Source organism: Achromobacter sp. 10T422, from assembly GCF_056394065.1.
Genome location: NZ_JBFTHD010000005.1, coordinates 348,815 through 364,867 on the forward strand (window position 1 = coordinate 348,815; position 16,053 = coordinate 364,867).

Genomic DNA, 16,053 nt, shown 5'->3' on the forward strand with positions numbered 1-16,053 from the left:
AAATATTAGGAAAATCAAGATGGACAAGACGCTGCTCAAGGGATTGATGGTTTTGGAGGCGGTGACCGATGTGGACAATCCGCCGCGCACCATCGATGCGCTGGCCGCCCGGGTCGGGCTCACGCGCAGCAACACGCATCGCACGTTGCAGACGCTGATCCACGCGGGCTACGTCATCAAAGACGACGACGGCGGCGGCTATCGCGGTGCGGTGCGCCTGTTTGAATTGGCCGCCCGCCAGTTGGCGCAGCTGGACGTGCGCAAGCTGGCCGCGCCCTTCATGCGCACGCTGGCCGATCAAACGGGCGAGACCGTGCACTTGTCGGTGCTGGATGGTTTTGATGTGGTCTACGTGGACAAGATCGACAGCCCGCAGCCCATCCGCGCGTACTCGATGGTGGGCGGGCGCGCGCCGGCGTATGCGGTGGCCACCGGCAAGGCGCTGCTGGCCTATCAGCCCGAAGGCTATGTCGAGCGTTACGCCGAGCAGCTGGTGCGCCACACGCCGTCCACGATCGTTTCCATGCCCTTGCTGAAAGATGAACTGCGCAAGATTGCCCGCGCCGGTTACGCCGTGAATCGCGGCGAATGGCGCGAGGGCGTGGGCGGGCTGGCCGTGACGCTGTTCAACAGCCTGGACCAGCCCGTGGCGGCCGTGGGCATCTCTGGCCCGCTTGACCGCCTGAGCGCCGCTAGGATGAAGCAGCTGGCGCCGGATGTGTCGGCCTGTGCGCAGTCCATCTCTCAGGGGATGGGATATCGGCGCGGCTATCTGGATCAATAAGCGGCACGGGCTGCGTTAGTGCGGCAGCGATGCGCTGTGCCTGATCTTGCGCCAGCCGCGCGTTCACATCCATGGACGTGGTCCAGAAGTACGTGCCGCCCGCCAGGCTGCCCAGCACGGATAGCTGACGCAGCACGGCGCCATGCGCCGTTTTCACGCAACCCGTGTCGTAGTCCAATGCCATGCCGCCAAATGGGTCGGCGCATGCGTGGCCCTCGCGCAGCAAGGCGGAGATCAGCGGGTCGCCGGTGCGCGCGGCATCCACCGAGAAGCTGGTGGCGTTGATCAGGTAAGGGCTGCGCGTGGTGGTGTCTGCTTGCGCCTCACGCAGCCGCGTATGGAACTGGCCGTCGGCCGGGTCGTAACGCGTATCCAGATAGCCTGCACGCACTTGCAGCTGGCCGGTCTTGAACAAGGCTTGCAGGGTGAGCGCGTTGCGCATCGGGAAGGTTGCGCGCCGCGCCATCCACAATGACCGAAAACGCGAATGGAACAGATGGCGCTCGGCGTCCGGCATCAGATGCCAGATCTGATCCACCGCCGCGTTGGTGGCGGCCGCCACGGCTTGCCAGGGGCGTGCGGCGCCTGATGATCGGCGTATCTCGTCGTCCAGCGCGGTGTGCGCATCGGCGGCCAAGCCCAACACGTCGTCCGCATCCAGCGCGCCGTTCATGGCGCGCACCTCATCTTGCAACGCGCGCAAAATCACTTCCACCGATAGTGCGCCGCCATGGTCTGCCGCCAGTTGCCGTGCGCCGTCGCGGCTTAAGTGGCGCAGCGCGGCCGGCGGCTGATTGTGCGGACTGCGCACCGACGGCAGCCGCCCATTGCGCGACACGCACAGGATCGGGCCGCGATGGCCCGAGCGCGTCAACGCCGCGATGGCGTCCACCGCGCTAAGGCTGGTGCCAACGATGCAAACGGAGGCATCCGGCTGGATGCCGCGCGCCAATTCCGCGACGGGATAGGGGCTGTTGAAATACCCCGGCGCATCCTGCAAGTGGGGAAACGCTTGCGAGGGCAGGTTGCCATTGCACAGCACCGCGTAGCGGGCCTGCCAAGGCGCGCCTTGATCCGGCTCGATACGCATCCCGCCATCAGGCAAGGGCGACACGCGTTGCACCCGCTGTGGCACATGCGCAAGCGACACGCCCAGCGCCCGCGCCAGCGTCTGGCAGCGCGCGTACACATCGCGCAAGTACGCGCCGAACAGGGGGCGCGGCAGAAAGTCCGACGGCGCAATGGCTTGAACGCCATAGCCACGCAGCCACTCGGCATCCTGCCCGCGCAGCCACTCGACGAAGTCCATCCGCTGGTCTGCCCGCGCCGACATATTGCCGGCGGGGATGTTGAGCAGATTGCTGGGCAGGTCGTCCTGATACGCGCCGCCCGGGCCAGGCTCGGCTTGCGGTTCGAACAGCGCGATCGTCAGCGGACGGCGCGCGTCCGCCGATTCCGTCGACAGCAGAAACTGGTAGAGGAAGCTGACGGCGACGGAGCCGCCGCCCACGATGGCTAGGTCTGCGTGTTGCATCATGCCGGTCGTCATTTCGCCGCCGACATCCGCACCACATCGCCCCAGCGCGCCACTTCCTGCTTCAGCACGCGGCTGGTGTCAGCGGGGGAGGTGGCCACGGCATCCGCGCCCAGCTTCAGCGCGGCCTGCTGCACCGACGCCATCGCGGCGGCCTTCTGCATGCCGGCCGACAATTTGTCGACCACCGCGGGCGGCGTGCCGGCCGGTGCCAGCAGCGCGTAGGCGGTGGCGACGGAATAGTCTTTCACGCCTTGCTCCATCAGCGTGGGCAGATCAGGCAGCGCCGTGGCGCGGGTGGCGGTGGTGACGCCCAACAGCCGGATCTTGCCGCTGGCCACTTGCGGCAGCAGCGCGGGCAGGGTCTCGATCACCATATCGATCTGGCCGCCCAGCAAGTCGGTGATGGCAGGGCCGCTGCCGCGATACGGCACGTGCATGAGCTTGGTGCCCGTCACCACCTGGAACAGCTCGCCCGCCATGTGTTGCGAGGTGCCGGGGCCGGCAGACCCGAACGTGATCGTGCCGGGTTTGCTCTTGGCCAGCGCAATCAGTTCCTGCACGTTGTTGGCCGGCACCTTGCTGTTGACGGCCACGGCCATGGGCATGCTGGTGGCCATGGAAACGCCCACGAACGCGGTGGCGAAGTCATAGCCGGGCTTGTCTGGCATGGCGGCGTGGATGGCATGGCTGCCCACCGCGCCCATCAACAGCGTGTAGCCGTCGGGCGCAGACTTGGCCACGTATTCGGCGCCGATCTCACCGCCCGCGCCCGCCTTGTTTTCAACGACAACGCCTTGGCCCAGGAAGTCGCCCAGGTGTTGCGCGTAGATGCGGGCCGCGGCATCCGTGGCCCCGCCCGGCGGGAACGGCACCACCATGCGTACGGGTTTGGCGGGCCAGGCTTGCGCCGATACGGGTCCGGCGGCCAGCGCCAGGACGGCGCCCGCGAGGGCAATGCGCCACGTCTGCTTCATGAAAGTCTCCTTGGTGTGATCGGGCCGTCATGCGCGAGCCGGCGCCGCGTTGGCGGGCGTTTGCTTGGCTGCGGTCCGTTTTTATAAATCCTAAAATATAGGACTCGAATTCCAATAAATGGTTTACCTAGAATTCCACACGGTGATATGCTGGTCAACAATTAAGCGCGGCACCTAGGGATTGCACTAGGATTCACGCGGTGCAAGACACGGCGGCCCACCGCTCGCCGGGCATGATGCCATCCTGAAAGCCGCGCTCTTATAATATTTTTCGCATCCCAAATATTGAATTTTCATAACGAGAGGTCAGACATGACACCCAGTTCGGCACTTACCGGCATCACCGTGCTGGAAATTTGCAATGTCGCGGCGGGACCGTTTTGCGGCATGTTGTTGGCGGATATGGGCGCCGACGTGATCAAGGTTGAAAACCCGGAAGGCGGCGACACGCTGCGTAGCTGGCCGCCCATTTCCGATGGCTATAGCGAGAACTTCGCGTCGCTGAACCGCAACAAGAAGTCGGTGACGCTGAACCTGAAAGACCCGGCCGACCTGGCGCTGGCGCGCGAGCTGGCGCAAACCGTGGACGTGCTGATCGAAAACAACCGCCCCGGCGTGATGGACCGTCTGGGCCTGGGCTATGCGCAATTGCGCGAAGCCAATCCCAAGCTCGTGTACTGCTCGATCTCGGCGTACGGCCAATCCGGCCCGCGCTCGCAGGAAGGCGGTTTCGACCTGACCATCCAGGCCATGAGCGGCATCATGAGCGTGACGGGCGAAGCCGGCGGTGAACCCGTCAAATGCGGCGTGCCGGTGGCGGATTTTTCAGCGGGCCTGTATGGCGCGTTCGCCATTGCCTCGGCCTTGCGCGCGGCGCAGGCTAGCGGGCAGGGCACGCATATCGACGTGCCGATGTTGGGCGCCACGCTGGGCATCGCCGCGTTGCAAACGTCAGAGTTCTTCGGCAGCGGCAAAGACCCCGTCAAGCTGGGTTCCGCGCATCCGCGCAATGCGCCGTATCAGGCGTTTCGCTGCCAGGGCGGTTACTTCGGCATGGCCGCGGGCAATCAGGCCTTGTGGAAGGCCGTGTGCGTCACGGTGGGCCGTGAAGACCTGCTGGCTGACCCGCGCTTTACCGACACCAGCGCACGTGCGCGCAACCAGACGGCGCTGCGGGAAATTCTGGAAGCGATCTTCGCCGGCGATGATGCCCAGACCTGGTTGTCGCGCTTTCGCGCGGCAGGCGTGCCGTGCGCGCCCATCAACACGTATTCCGAAGTGCTGGCCGACCCGCAAGTCGAACACATGGGCTGGGTGCAGCCAGTGGAATTGCCCAACGGCGTGCAGACCCGCACCTTCGGCCTGCCCGTGCGCTTTGACGGCCAGACGACGGCGCTGCGGCTGCGTCCGCCTGCGCTGGGCGAGCACAACGACGAAGTGCTGGGCGCATTGCGCGCCGCCAAGCAGGGAGGCCAGGCATGAGCGCCGTTCTGCGTATCGACAAGCAAGACGCGCGCCATGTGCTGACCCTGGCGCGCGCTGAAAAAATGAACGCGCTGTCTGCCGATTTGGTGGAAGCGCTGATCTCGGCGCTGGACGATGCCGAAGCGCAAGGCGCCAAGCTGATCGTGCTGAAGGGCGAAGGCAAGAACTTCAGCGCGGGGTTTGATTTTGGCGATTGGCAAACGCAAAGCGAAGGTGATCTGTTGCTGCGCTTCGTGCGCATCGAAACCTTGCTGCAACGTCTGGCGGGCTCACCCTGCCTGACGGTGGCGCTGGCGCATGGCCGTAATTTTGGCGCAGGCGTGGATCTGTTTGGCGCCTGCAAATGGCGCGTCAGCGCACCGGACGCTACGTTCCGCATGCCGGGCCTGAAGTTTGGATTGGTGCTGGGCACGCGCCGCTTTGCCGCGCTGGTGGGCGCCGAGCGCGCGCGCGCGGTGCTGGAGCAAGCGGCGACCTTTAGCGCGGAAGAAGCTTTGCGCGACGGCTTCGCCACGCGGCTGGCCGTGGCGCAGGAATGGGCGGAGATCGAGCAGCAGGCGGCCGACACCGCGGCCGCGTTGACGGACGCCAGCCGTGCGCAGTTGTATGCCGCGCTGTCGCAGGAATCGCCGGACGCCGATCTGGCGCGGCTGGTGCGGTCCGCTGCCGCGCCCGGTTTGAAAGACCGCGTGGCCGCCTATCTGCAAGCGCGCTAACGCCAAGAACAAACAGCAGGGAGGAAGACAATGGCTTCGGGTTTCAATCAAAAGAACAAGCAGTGCTCGGTGGCGGAACTGGCGGCGTTGGTGCCCAACGGCGCCTCGATTGCGCTGGGCGGCAGCTTTCTGCATCGCGGGCCGTTCGCGTTCGTGCGTGAACTGATTCGCCAGGGCAAGCGCGATCTGGAATTGATCAAGCAGTCGCCGGGTTACGACGTAGACATCCTGTGCCGCGCGGGCGTGTTGCGCCGCGTGCGCGCAGGCATCGTCGCCATGGAAGGCAACTTCGGTTTGGCGCCGTGGTATCGGCGCGCCGTGGAACGGCATGAAATCGAACTGGAAGAACACGCCTGCGCCAGCCTGACGGCGGGGCTGCGGGCGGCGGCCTTCGGCGTGCCGTTTCAGCCTTGCGGCGGCCTGCACGGCAGCGGCTTGCCGGAATTGAATGGCTGGGCGTGCCTGGACGACCCGTATGGCAGCGGACAAAAGACGTATGTGGTGCCGGCCATCCGCCCGGACTTCGCCGTGATCCAGGCGTCCGAAGTGGATGCGCTGGGCAATGTGCGCGTGCACGGCACGGCGCATTGGGACCGCATCATGTCGCGCGCGGCGGGCAGCGTGCTGGTGGTGGCCGAGAAGGTGGTGGACAGCGCCGTGTTCGAAGCGCAGCCGGAGTCCACGCTGGTGCCGTACTTCATGGTGCAGGCCTACGCGGTGGCGCCGGGCAGTGCGTGGCCGGGTTCGTGCTGGCCCGACTACGCCATCGACTATCCGGCGGTGGAATCCTACATGGACAAGAACAGCGATCTGGCGGCGCATCTGGCGGCCGCACCGGAAGCGCAAGGGGGCAATCATGGCTGAGCAATGGTCGGCTTTTTCGTACATCGTCACGAACCTGGCGCGCTTCATCCGCCCGGATGAAATCACCTTCAGCGGCGTGAATTCCACCATGCCGATGTTGGCGTGCCTGCTGGCCAAGCGCGCCTACGACTGGGACTTCGTCTACATCAACGTGGCGGGCGGCGTGAACCCGCGCCCTTCGCACATTCCCATTTCAAGCTCTGATCCGGTGCTGGCCGAGCACACGGCGTCGATCTTTTCCAACGAAGACTTCTACGACCTGTGCACGCGCGGCCGCATGGACCTGACCTTTCTGGGCGCGGCGCAGATCGATGGCGCGGGCTGCGCGAACAACTCCTGCATTGGCGACTGGCATGCACCCAAGGTGCGCTTGCCGGGCGGCGGTGGCGGCGCGGTGATGCTGCCCACCGCCCGTCGCGCCTGCACGTGGCGCACGGAACATTCGCGCCGCACCTTCGTGCCGAAGCTGGACTTCATGACGTCGTGGGGCGGGTTCCATGGGGTGGTGACGCCGATCGCCGTGTTCGTGAAGCGCGACGGGCGCTTGGCGCTGCAATCGTGGCATCCGGAGTCCAGCCTGTCGGAAGTGCGCGAGCGCACGGGCTTTGAGTTCGACGCCACGGGCGCCGCGCCATCGGAACCGCCCACCGCTGCCGAAGCCCGCGCGTTGCGCGAGCTGGACGCGGACGGGCAGTTCGAACGCGACGCCGCTGTCGCGCTGCGCTAGGAGACCGCCATGACGATTGCCGATGCCACGCTGGTGGCGGCGTTTTCGCGCGCATGGCGTCAGCCCGAATGGGCGGCGCGCCCCGCCATCGTGACGGCGGACGAGACGCTGACGTATGCCGGCTTGCACCGCCGGGTCGGGCAAATCGCCGCGGGCTTGCGAGCCGCGGGCGTCGCGCCCAGCAGCTACGTGGCCATTGCGATGGAGCGGTCGCTCGATCAGGTGCTGACGATTCTGGGCGTGATGGTGGCGGGGGCGTGCCCTTGCCCGTTGGAGCCCCGGCTATCGGTTGAAGAAACCGCGCGCCGGGTGACGGCGGTGGGGCTCACGTGGATGGTGCACGACGACGCCAACACGGCCACGGCGCAGGCGAGCGGAATGGCTTCGGCACGGCTGCTTGATGCGGCACGCGTGGCGCAGGAGCGCGTCGATGGCGAAGCGGGGATGGGGTGGGAGTCGGGTGCGGGTTTGGGTGCGGAACTGGCCCCTGACGCCCCGGGTCTGCTGCTGTTTACCTCCGGCAGCACGGGCAACCCCAAGGGCGTGTTGCTGAGCCATCGGGGCCTGGCGAACAATGCGCGTGGCGTGCTGGCGCATACGGCCCTGACGCCGGCCGACCGCTTGCTGCACGTGATGCCGCTGCATCACACCAATGCGCTGAACAATCAAATTTTCGCGCCGCTGCTGGCGGGCGCAAGCGTGGCGTTGGCGGGGCGCTTTCGCGCCGACGACATGCCAGGGCTGCTGCGCGCGTTTGCGCCCACCATCATCACCGGCGTGCCGACCATGTATGCGCGCATGCTGGAATTGGCGTTCGATGCGCAAAGCTTGTCGGGCCTGCGCTTTGCCCGCTGTGGGTCCGCGCCCATCACCGAGGCGCTGCATCGGCGCATCGAAGCCTTTCTGGGTTGCCCGCTGGTGGTGTCCTACGGCTTGTCGGAAGCGACCTGCACGTCAACCATGAACCCGCCTGCGGCGCGCCGTGTCGGGACGGTTGGGACGGTGCTGGCGGGGCAAAGCGTCACGCTGCGCCTGCCCGATGGCACCGAAGCCGCTCGCGGTGGCGAAGGCGAAATCTGCATCGCGGGCGACAGCCTGATGCTGGGCTATCTGGGCGTAGACAACGGTGAGGATGGCGCGCTGCAATTGCTGCGCACGGGCGACCTTGGGCGCTTTGACGATGACGGATACCTGAGCATTACCGGCCGCATCAAGGACGTGATCATCCGGGGCGGCGAGAACTTGTCGCCCGCGCTGATCGAAGGCGTGGTCACCGGGTTGCCCTTTGTCGCTGCATGCTGCGTGGTGGGCGCGCCCGACGAAGACTTGGGCGAAGTGCCGGTGATCTTCGTGCAGCGCAAGGGCGATGCATTAGAAGGTGCGACGGGGGGCGCTGCGGGCCGGGATGAAGAAGGCGCGCAGATCCAGGCCAGTGTGCTGGCCGGACTAGGCCGCATCTATGTGCCGCGCGATGTGCTTTGGGTTGAACGCCTGCCGGAGAATGCCGTGGGCAAGGTGGATCGCAAGGCGCTGGCGCAGCAGGTGAAGGCGGCGGCCAGCGCTTGAGCAAAGCGAATCAGGAGGCGCGCCGCAGTCGGGCCAGTTCGGCTGACAGTTCCGCCACCAGCGCTTCGGCGCGGGCCAACGGGTCTGCGTCGGCATCCGGTGCCGCCACGGCGGATGTTTCCGAGGTGGCGGCAGGCGCATCCTGCAAACGCGGATGCACGCTTTCGTGGCCCATGCTGACGTCCACATCGAACACCAGCTGTTCGGCGCGGTGCCAGGTCGTGAACCATTCCAGCGGCCGGTCGTGCTGGTCCATGCCCTGGCCTTGCAGCATCAGCAAGGGCGTGCCGGTTTGGGTATCCAGCAATTCCGCCAGCGTGGCGTCAGCGGCCACGGCGCGAATCTGATTGCGGCCCGCGCCAGGGCGCAGACCAAAACGGCGGGTCAGCACACCATGCAGCGATGCATCCGCCAGATCATCGGCGCGCAGGCCCGGCACCGCGTCAGCGGGCAGCCAGGTGCGCACGTAGGCCAAGGGCGCATCGGCCACATGGCGCAGCCGTTCCAGCATCAATAACTTATTCGTGCCGAAGAATGCCGCCACGTCTGCGGGCGGCTCGGCGCGTGCAAAGGCCAGCACGCGGGTTTGCAGAGCCACGCCCGATTGGGCGAATTGTTCGTACAGGCCGGTAGACCGCTGCACCAGACGGCGATGCTCTTGCGGCGCCGCCACGGTGGCGGGGCGGCCGGTTTCGCGCTGGATCAGGCCTTCGGCGGCCAGCGCCGCCAGGGCCTGGCGCACCACGCTGCGCGCCACGCCAAAGCGTTCGCACAGCGCGGCTTCGCTGGGCAGCACGGCGCCCGCCGCGAGCTTGTTCGTTCGGATGACGCCGCGCAGCAGGGTGGCCACCTGCGCGTGCAGCGGGATATCGCCGGAGCGATCAAGAACGGGCAATGCGTCGTGCGTGGCGGGCGCCATGGAAATCAACCTCCGGTTTGTGCCCGCGCAGTTTCCCACACATGCGTCCAGCCCGGGGCCAGATGCGCGGCGCGCTCGGCGGCCAGAATCAGGCTGTCTTCGCGGGCAATGCCCTTGCCGGCGATGTCGAAGGCGGTGCCGTGGTCCACGGACACGCGCACAACCGGCAGGCCGACCGTGATGTTGACGCCGTCGTCGCCGTACACGGCCTTGAAGGGCGCGTGGCCTTGGTCGTGGTAACAGGCGATCACGAACTGCCATTTGCCGCGCACGGCTTGCGGGAACAGCGCGTCGGCCGGAATGGGGCCGGCGGCCAGGATGCCGGCCGCGTTGGCTTCGGCCACGGCGGGCGCCAGGATGTCGGCGTCTTCGCTGCCGAAGATGCCGTTTTCGCCGGCGTGCGGGTTCAGGCCCGACACGGCAACCGGCTGGTCGCCACGGCCCAGCGCCTTGGCGAACGAACCCGCCAGGCGCAGCACCGCGCGCATGCGCACGGGCGTCAGGTCTTCGATGGCCTGGCGCAGCGACACGTGGGTGGTGGCGTGGAAGATGTAGAGGTCGCCGGCCGACAGCACCAGCGAGAAGGTCTTGACGCCGAACTCGTGGGCCAGCAGTTCGGTATGGCCGGGCCACTTGTGGCCAGCGGCGTGCATGGCCGCCTTGTTCAGCGGCGCGGTGACGATGCCGTCGACTTCACCGGCGCGGGCCAGGGCGCAAGCTGTGGTCACGAAACGGACCGAACCGTCGCCTGCATCGGCGCTGATTTCACCCAGCTTGACGTGGGCCAGCGACGGGCCGGCTTGCAGCACTTCAATCGTGCCGGGCGTGTTGGTGCAGTCAGCCGGACGGTCCAGCTTTTTCACAATGGCGGGGTCGCCGCCCAGGCTGCGCACGGCGTTGACCATGACGTCCACGTCGCCGACCACCAGCAGGCGGGCCTTCTGGCGCAGTTCGTCGTGGCCCATCAGCATCTTGGCCGTGATTTCCGGCCCGATGCCCGCCACGTCGCCCAGGGTGACGGCCAGCAAAGGCAGCTTGTTGGGTTGGGGTTGTGTCATCGCTTGAATCTCCTGTCGCGGATCGCGCGCACTGCGCGAACCAGTACGTCTTCGGTGCCAAAGCCGCCGGCCTTGGTCACCACGGGCAGGCCCGCGGCCGTGCCCCCGGTCAGCGTGCCCAAAGGCACGCCGCCCATCACTTCATCCACCAGCGCAATGCCGCGCGCGGCCAGCGCCACCAGCACGCTGCGTGCGCCGTCGCCACCGGTGGCGACCACGCCCGCGGCTCGCGAGGTGGTGATCAATTGCGCCGCCAGGCTGCCCAGCCTGTCAGCGACTTTTTCAGAATCCAGGCCGTCGAGTTGGCCTTCGGGCGCCAGCAGCAGCACCGTGCCCGCCTCGGCGGGGGCTTGCGCGTGCGATTGCAGCAGCGGCTGGCTCCAGGCCTGCCACGCGGCGTCGTCGGCCAGTTGCGCCAGCGACGGCGTCCAGGTGTCGGCGCCCGACGCTTGCAGCGCGGCCGCTTGTGCACGCGCCGCGCTGTGCTGCGACGTGACGACGACCACGACGGGCGCCGTCTGATCCGCACCCGCCCACACGCGGGCCAGCGGCACGGCCAGGCCGCCCGCGCCTACGGGCAGCGCGTGTTCGCCCAGCAGGCCGATGGCGCGCGCCAGACGCTCCAGGTCAGCGTCCGAGGCGGCGTCCACCACCACGGTGTTGCCGGCCTGGCGGATGCGCTGGGCCAGCGTTTCCGGCGTATCGCCGTCTTGCGCGGCCACGTGGGCGCAGCCCAGCAGCGTGGGGATATGGCTTTCGGTCACGGGCGTGACGGGGTCGGTTGCCGCCGAGGTCTCGGTGACCGGCTTGCCGTTCACGTAGAGAATGCCTTGCTCGACGGTGCGGCCGGTGGCCGGGAACGCGGGGCAGATCACCGCCACCGTGTTCGGGCCCCAGGCCTCGCGCGCCGCATCGATCTCGGCCTTGAACGCGCCGCGCAAGGTGGAGTCCACCTTCTTGTACAGGCGCGACACGCCGGCCGCGCGCAGCTGCTGCACGTTTTGCTGGATGACGCGGGCGGCGTCGGCGGCGGGCAGGGCACGGCTGTTGGTGGTGACGGCCAGCACTTCGACCCCGGCCGTCGCCGGGCCGGACAACGCTTCGTCGGCGCCGCCGATGGACAGGTGCGTGCTCCAGCCGGCGCGCACAAACTGCACCGCGGTGTCACCGGAACCGGTCAGATCATCAGCGACGATGGCGATGGTGGGAGTCAAAGCGCCTCTCCGCGCGCCTCGCCCAAGGTGGGCGTGCCGCTGGTTGTGTCCGCATCTTCGGACTTGAGTTCACCCGCGCGCTTCAGGAAGTACGAAGCCAAAATCGGCGCCAGGATCGAGCTGATCAGCACGCACGCGGCGACCTGCGCGGTGGCGGTCGCGACGTACTGCTGGAAGTTCGGGTCGGCTGCCGCCACCACGGCGGGCGTGGCGATGGCGTTACCGGCCGTCGTGCCCGCTGCAAAACCCAGGCCGCTCTTGCCGCCACGGCGCAGGATCATACGATAGCCCAGGTAGACCAGGCCGCCGGTGATGGGGCTGATGATCAGGCCCAGGATCAGGCCGCTCATGCCGCCGCTGACGACCGCGCCCAGGTTGATGCCGGTGCCCAGCGCAAAGGCGAAGAACGGGATGACGATGTTCGGCACGGGCTTGAGCACGTCGCGCCACTTCGGGTCCAGGTTGCCGACCACGACGCCCAGCAGGAACGGCACCAGGGCCGCCACCAGGGCAATCATCGGAATATCGGCCAGGCCCGACGCGCCCAGGAACAGCAGGCTGAAGAAGGGGCCATCGTTGACCGCGCTGGCGACATAGGCGCCACGGTCGCGGGCGTCGCCGTACTGGCCGGTATAGGCCAGCCACAGGCCGCCGTTGCTGTTGTCGAACGCGGCCAGCATGGCCAGGATCGACACGCCCAGCACGCCGTCCAGGCCGACGTAGCTGCCCAGAATGATGATCAGCGTGGCGGGTACCAGCGTCTTCATCAACAGAATGGTGCCGGCGGTAGCCAGGATGGGGCCGCCGGTGCGGGTGTTGACTTGCGTGCCGGTCGCGAAGATCAGCAGGGCGATCAGCGGCAGGGCGCTGTTCTTGAAGAGGGCGGTGGTGAAGCCGCCGATGGCCAGCGCATCAGGGGCGAAGGTGCCGATCAGGGAACCCAGGATCAGCGGCACAAGCATCAATCCACCAGGGATTTTCTGCATGGTGCCAAAAAAAGGCGAACGGGAAGAGGCAGCGGTCGACACTTGCGTAAGTCTCCAGGACGGTTCTGGTGGGTTGCAGACGTTCGTTGACGCGTCTGTCAGTGGGGGTTGAAAACGCGTAGTGTACACCTGTACGTACTAGCTGTACGTACAGGTTAACCCGTCCTGGAGTGCGCGATGCCGCCTAGAAGCGGTAGGCCCCGCTCAGCATCACCGTGCGGCGCGCGCCGTAGAAACAGTCGCCCCGATCCAGGCAAACCACTTCGTACGTCCGGTCGGCAATGTTGTTGACGTTCAGCGCATAGCGCCACGGCCCGTTGTCGTAGCTGACCATGGCGTCAAACAAGGTGACGGCGGGCGTTTGCGGCGCGCCGCCATCGCGGAATGCGCTCAGGTAGCGCACGCCCGCGCCCACGGCAAAGCCGGGCTGGCCGGCCAGTGCGAAGCGGTACTTGCCCCACAACGACGCCATGTGTTTGGGCAGGCCTTCCAGCTGCGGGTCCGGGTCGGTGTAGATGTAGTTGGCGATCACGTCCACGTCTTTGGTGGCGCGGCCGCGCAGTTCCAGTTCCACCCCGCGCGTGCGCGTCTTGCCGGCCTGGAGCTGGTTGTTGGGGTTTTCGGGGTCGTTCGTCTGCCGGTTCTTTTCCCGCAGGTCGTAGGCGGCGGCGGTGAATTCGATGTCGGCGTCCTTCGGCATGTACTTGATGCCGGCCTCGACCTGCTTGCCGCGCATCGGCTTGTAGCGCTGGTTGTAGAAGTTCGATCCGGCGATCGGCGTGAATGATTCGCTGTAGCTCAGGTACGGCGACCAGCCGTTGTCGGCCGCGTACATCAGGCCGAAGCGCTTCGTGGTGGCGTAATCGGTTTCCTTGTCCTGGCCATCGATGCGGTTGTCGGCGCGGTCGCGGCGGATGCCCGCCAGGAAGATCCAGTTCTTGTCGAACTTGATCTGGTCCTGCGCGTAAAAGCCCAGTTGCTGCTGCTTTTGCTTGGGGGTGTCTGACAGCTCGTATTCCGGGATGTTGCCGTACACGGGGTGGTACAGGTTCAGCGGCGCGCCCAGGCCGCTGGCCGTCTGGCTGGTTTCGCGGTAATGCGAATAGTCCATGCCGACGATCACGGTGTGTTCGGTGCGGCCCCAGTTCAGTTTGCCTTCGATGTTCTGGTCGGCCAGCAGCGTGCGCATGCGCGGCTTGTTGACGTAGAAGAAGCGGTCGGTGGTGGTTTGGTCCGGGTCGATATAGGAATTGCCGCGGCGCTCGCCATACACGTTCGGGTACAGCGATTGATAGTCGACGCGGCTGACCGTGTTGCGGAAGTTCTGGCGGAATTTCCAGGTGTCGTTGAACTGGTGTTCGAACAGCCAGCCCACGCTGAACTGTTCAGTGTCGTAGGCGTCCCAACCCGGTTCGCTGACGAAGCGGCGGGTGGGAATGCGGCCGTTGGGGTTCTCTTGTACCGAACCGCTCCAGGGCAGGAACGATTGCGTCGTGCCGGCCTTGTCCTTTTGCCACAAGGCCTGCAACGTCAGCGACGTGGCGGCGCTGGGGCGCCACGTCAGGGACGGCGCCAGCATCAGGCGGTCGTCGGGGGCGTGCTGCACTTGCGTGTCGCTGTCCCGGCCCACCGCCACCACGCGGTACAGCCATTGGCCGTCTTCCGTCACCGGGCCGGTCAGGTCGGCCTGGATTTCGCGGCGGTGGTCGTTGCCCAGCACCACGCCGATCTCGCGTTGGGCTTCGGCCTGCGGGCGCTTGCTGACCAGGTTCACGATGCCGCCGGTGCTGCCCTGTCCGTACAGCATGGACGACGGGCCGCGCAGCACTTCCACGCGTTCCATGCCGTAGATCTCGGTGCGCGGGTTGTTGTAGTTGAAGTACTGGCGCAGGCCGTCCAGGTACTGGGCGGGCTCCACGCCACGGATGCGCACATAGTCGCCGCGGTTGTCCACGCCATACGCGTTAGGGCGCACGCCGGCCGCGTAGTTCATGGCGTCCTGCACGTTCTGCGAACCCTKGTCCACGATCTGGTCACGCGGAATCACGGTGATGGCCTGCGGCGTTTCCGATAGCGGCGTATCGGTCTTGGTGCCGGTGGCGCTGCGCGTGGCGACGTAGCCATCAACCGGCCCCGTCGCGGTTTCACCCGTGCCGGTCACCTGCACCGCGGGCAGGACGGTGGTGGGTTCGGCCGTCTGGGCATGCGTGGCCGCGCTTAAGCAGGCCGCCAGCGCGGCGGCGATGGGCAATAGCGGTTGAGGCCGCACCCGGTGGGCGGCATGGACTAGGTGGCGTTTCAAGAGAGTCCCCTCGCGGCCCGTCGGCCGCCGATTACATATAGGAATAGCAACGATAATTATTATTAATTAATGTTTATGGGACCACCGGCATTTGCGCCCAACGCAGATGTAAAAAAGCCCTGCAAGGCACGTTGGCGGGCAGGGCAGATAGAAAAATAGGCCTATTTTTCAGGGGTTTGGCGCAGTTCTTTGTGGCGATGGGCCAATGATCGCGTTGTTGGCCGCACGCGACAACCGTCGCCTCAGGCGTACTGCGCCCGCCGCGTGCCGCCTTCGCGGCGGCTGGCTTTTTCCGACACGATGTTGTCTTCCGCCATGCGTCGGCCGCGTTGTTCGATGCGGCCCAACAGGTCACGCAAGACCGCGATTTCGCTATCGCTCAGGTCTTGCACCAGCAGGTCATTCAAGCCCGCAACTTCCGGCAGCAGGGCGTGATAGCGGGCCAGGCCTTCGACGGTGGCTTCGACGCGCACCACGCGCCGGTCAGCGCTGTCGTGCAAGCGGCGCAGCCAGCCTTTTTCGCACAGCGCGCCCAAGGTGCGCGAGGTGCGGGCCAGGTCCAGCTTGGCGGCCGCGGCCAGTTCGGCCGAATTCATGATGCCGCCTTCCACGGCACAGGCCAGGATGCGCCATTCGCGCCGCGTGATGCCAAAGCGCCCTTCGCACAGCCGCACAAAAACAGGATTGGACTGCGACCAGGCCTGGTACAGCCGGTACATCAGCATGTCGGCCAGATGGCGGGGGTCGGGCGCGGGGGCGGGCAATTCAGGCATGGCGTCTCTTTCCGGGTCGGATGGCGTGTAGCGCGCATCGCGTTCTTCATATCGTTATGGATAGTGCTGGATTAGATCAAGCAATGGCCCCGTTGCTACATTCAATTTGCTTATTTGGGTATCGGCCAGGCATCAATAACCATAACCG

14 protein-coding genes are annotated in these 16,053 nt (G+C 66.4%); 6 read left to right on the forward strand and 8 right to left on the reverse strand.

Features of this window, described 5'->3' with window-relative positions; translation table 11 throughout:
- Nucleotides 1-19: 19 nt before the first annotated feature.
- Nucleotides 20-784 (forward strand): IclR family transcriptional regulator, encoded by a 765-nt coding sequence (locus AC1DB0_RS15255; RefSeq protein ID WP_082387195.1) that lies wholly within the window; start codon nt 20-22, stop codon nt 782-784.
- Here the strand turns inward: AC1DB0_RS15255 and AC1DB0_RS15260 are convergent.
- Nucleotides 693-2,321, reverse strand: a complete 1,629-nt coding sequence (locus AC1DB0_RS15260; RefSeq protein WP_447982168.1) for an FAD/NAD(P)-binding protein — start codon at nt 2,319-2,321, stop codon at nt 693-695. The genes AC1DB0_RS15255 and AC1DB0_RS15260 overlap by 92 nt on opposite strands.
- Before the next feature lie 8 nt (nt 2,322-2,329).
- On the reverse strand, nt 2,330-3,295 hold the full coding sequence (locus AC1DB0_RS15265) for a Bug family tripartite tricarboxylate transporter substrate binding protein (protein ID WP_054426559.1): 966 nt from the start codon (nt 3,293-3,295) through the stop codon (nt 2,330-2,332).
- A 312-nt stretch (nt 3,296-3,607) separates the two neighbouring features.
- On the opposite strand from AC1DB0_RS15265, the gene AC1DB0_RS15270 reads away from it, so the two are divergent.
- From AC1DB0_RS15270 to AC1DB0_RS15290, 5 genes are read left to right on the forward strand one after another with little or no spacing between them, the layout of a single operon-like run.
- The gene (locus tag AC1DB0_RS15270; RefSeq protein ID WP_441371492.1) at nt 3,608-4,777 is read left to right on the forward strand and encodes a CaiB/BaiF CoA transferase family protein; all 1,170 of its coding nucleotides are present in this window, start codon (nt 3,608-3,610) and stop codon (nt 4,775-4,777) included.
- A complete protein-coding gene (locus AC1DB0_RS15275; RefSeq protein WP_447982167.1) occupies nt 4,774-5,496 on the forward strand; it encodes an enoyl-CoA hydratase/isomerase family protein in 723 nt (240 codons plus the stop codon). Before AC1DB0_RS15270 ends, AC1DB0_RS15275 begins: the two co-directional genes overlap by 4 nt.
- 30 nt (nt 5,497-5,526) lie before the next feature.
- The gene (locus AC1DB0_RS15280; RefSeq protein ID WP_054426556.1) at nt 5,527-6,360 is read left to right on the forward strand and encodes a CoA transferase subunit A; all 834 of its coding nucleotides are present in this window, start codon (nt 5,527-5,529) and stop codon (nt 6,358-6,360) included.
- Nucleotides 6,353-7,087, forward strand: coding sequence for a CoA-transferase subunit beta (locus AC1DB0_RS15285; protein ID WP_175171390.1), 735 nt, complete (start codon nt 6,353-6,355; stop codon nt 7,085-7,087). The genes AC1DB0_RS15280 and AC1DB0_RS15285 overlap by 8 nt, the downstream gene beginning before the upstream one ends.
- Nucleotides 7,088-7,096: 9 nt before the next feature.
- Nucleotides 7,097-8,653, forward strand: coding sequence for a class I adenylate-forming enzyme family protein (locus AC1DB0_RS15290; RefSeq protein WP_476757236.1), 1,557 nt, complete (start codon nt 7,097-7,099; stop codon nt 8,651-8,653).
- A gap of 10 nt (nt 8,654-8,663) precedes the next feature.
- Here the strand turns inward: AC1DB0_RS15290 and AC1DB0_RS15295 are convergent, their stop codons facing one another.
- The 6 genes from AC1DB0_RS15295 to AC1DB0_RS15320 form a co-directional block, all read right to left on the reverse strand.
- Nucleotides 8,664-9,572, reverse strand: coding sequence for a GntR family transcriptional regulator (locus AC1DB0_RS15295; RefSeq protein ID WP_054426553.1), 909 nt, complete (start codon nt 9,570-9,572; stop codon nt 8,664-8,666).
- 5 nt (nt 9,573-9,577) lie between these two features.
- The gene (pdxA, locus tag AC1DB0_RS15300; protein ID WP_054426552.1) at nt 9,578-10,630 is read right to left on the reverse strand and encodes a 4-hydroxythreonine-4-phosphate dehydrogenase PdxA; all 1,053 of its coding nucleotides are present in this window, start codon (nt 10,628-10,630) and stop codon (nt 9,578-9,580) included.
- Complete coding sequence (gene dtnK / locus AC1DB0_RS15305) at nt 10,627-11,844, reverse strand: D-threonate kinase (RefSeq protein ID WP_447578253.1); 1,218 nt, start codon at nt 11,842-11,844, stop codon at nt 10,627-10,629. The genes pdxA and dtnK overlap by 4 nt, the downstream gene beginning before the upstream one ends.
- Nucleotides 11,841-12,830 carry a 2-keto-3-deoxygluconate permease gene (locus AC1DB0_RS15310; RefSeq protein WP_054426746.1) on the reverse strand — a complete coding sequence of 330 codons (990 nt, stop codon included), beginning with the start codon at nt 12,828-12,830 and terminating at the stop codon, nt 11,841-11,843. The genes dtnK and AC1DB0_RS15310 overlap by 4 nt, the downstream gene beginning before the upstream one ends.
- Nucleotides 12,831-13,014: 184 nt before the next feature.
- Entirely contained in the window at nt 13,015-15,099 is a 2,085-nt protein-coding gene (locus AC1DB0_RS15315; protein ID WP_476758706.1) for a TonB-dependent siderophore receptor, read from the reverse strand.
- Nucleotides 15,100-15,374: 275 nt separating this feature from the next.
- Entirely contained in the window at nt 15,375-15,905 is a 531-nt protein-coding gene (locus AC1DB0_RS15320) for a MarR family winged helix-turn-helix transcriptional regulator (RefSeq protein ID WP_346550706.1), read from the reverse strand.
- Nucleotides 15,906-16,053: the final 148 nt, after the last annotated feature.

Bases quoted from the DNA above. Each gene is read 5' to 3' on its own strand.
- AC1DB0_RS15255 (WP_082387195.1), top strand. From the start codon at position 20: ATGGACAAGACGCTGCTCAAGGGATTGATGGTTTTGGAGGCGGTGACC.
- AC1DB0_RS15260 (WP_447982168.1), bottom strand. From the start codon at position 2,321: ATGATGCAACACGCAGACCTAGCCATCGTGGGCGGCGGCTCCGTCGCC.
- AC1DB0_RS15265 (WP_054426559.1), bottom strand. From the start codon at position 3,295: ATGAAGCAGACGTGGCGCATTGCCCTCGCGGGCGCCGTCCTGGCGCTG.
- AC1DB0_RS15270 (WP_441371492.1), top strand. From the start codon at position 3,608: ATGACACCCAGTTCGGCACTTACCGGCATCACCGTGCTGGAAATTTGC.
- AC1DB0_RS15275 (WP_447982167.1), top strand. From the start codon at position 4,774: ATGAGCGCCGTTCTGCGTATCGACAAGCAAGACGCGCGCCATGTGCTG.
- AC1DB0_RS15280 (WP_054426556.1), top strand. From the start codon at position 5,527: ATGGCTTCGGGTTTCAATCAAAAGAACAAGCAGTGCTCGGTGGCGGAA.
- AC1DB0_RS15285 (WP_175171390.1), top strand. From the start codon at position 6,353: ATGGCTGAGCAATGGTCGGCTTTTTCGTACATCGTCACGAACCTGGCG.
- AC1DB0_RS15290 (WP_476757236.1), top strand. From the start codon at position 7,097: ATGACGATTGCCGATGCCACGCTGGTGGCGGCGTTTTCGCGCGCATGG.
- AC1DB0_RS15295 (WP_054426553.1), bottom strand. From the start codon at position 9,572: ATGGCGCCCGCCACGCACGACGCATTGCCCGTTCTTGATCGCTCCGGC.
- pdxA (WP_054426552.1), bottom strand. From the start codon at position 10,630: ATGACACAACCCCAACCCAACAAGCTGCCTTTGCTGGCCGTCACCCTG.
- AC1DB0_RS15310 (WP_054426746.1), bottom strand. From the start codon at position 12,830: ATGCAGAAAATCCCTGGTGGATTGATGCTTGTGCCGCTGATCCTGGGT.
- AC1DB0_RS15320 (WP_346550706.1), bottom strand. From the start codon at position 15,905: ATGCCTGAATTGCCCGCCCCCGCGCCCGACCCCCGCCATCTGGCCGAC.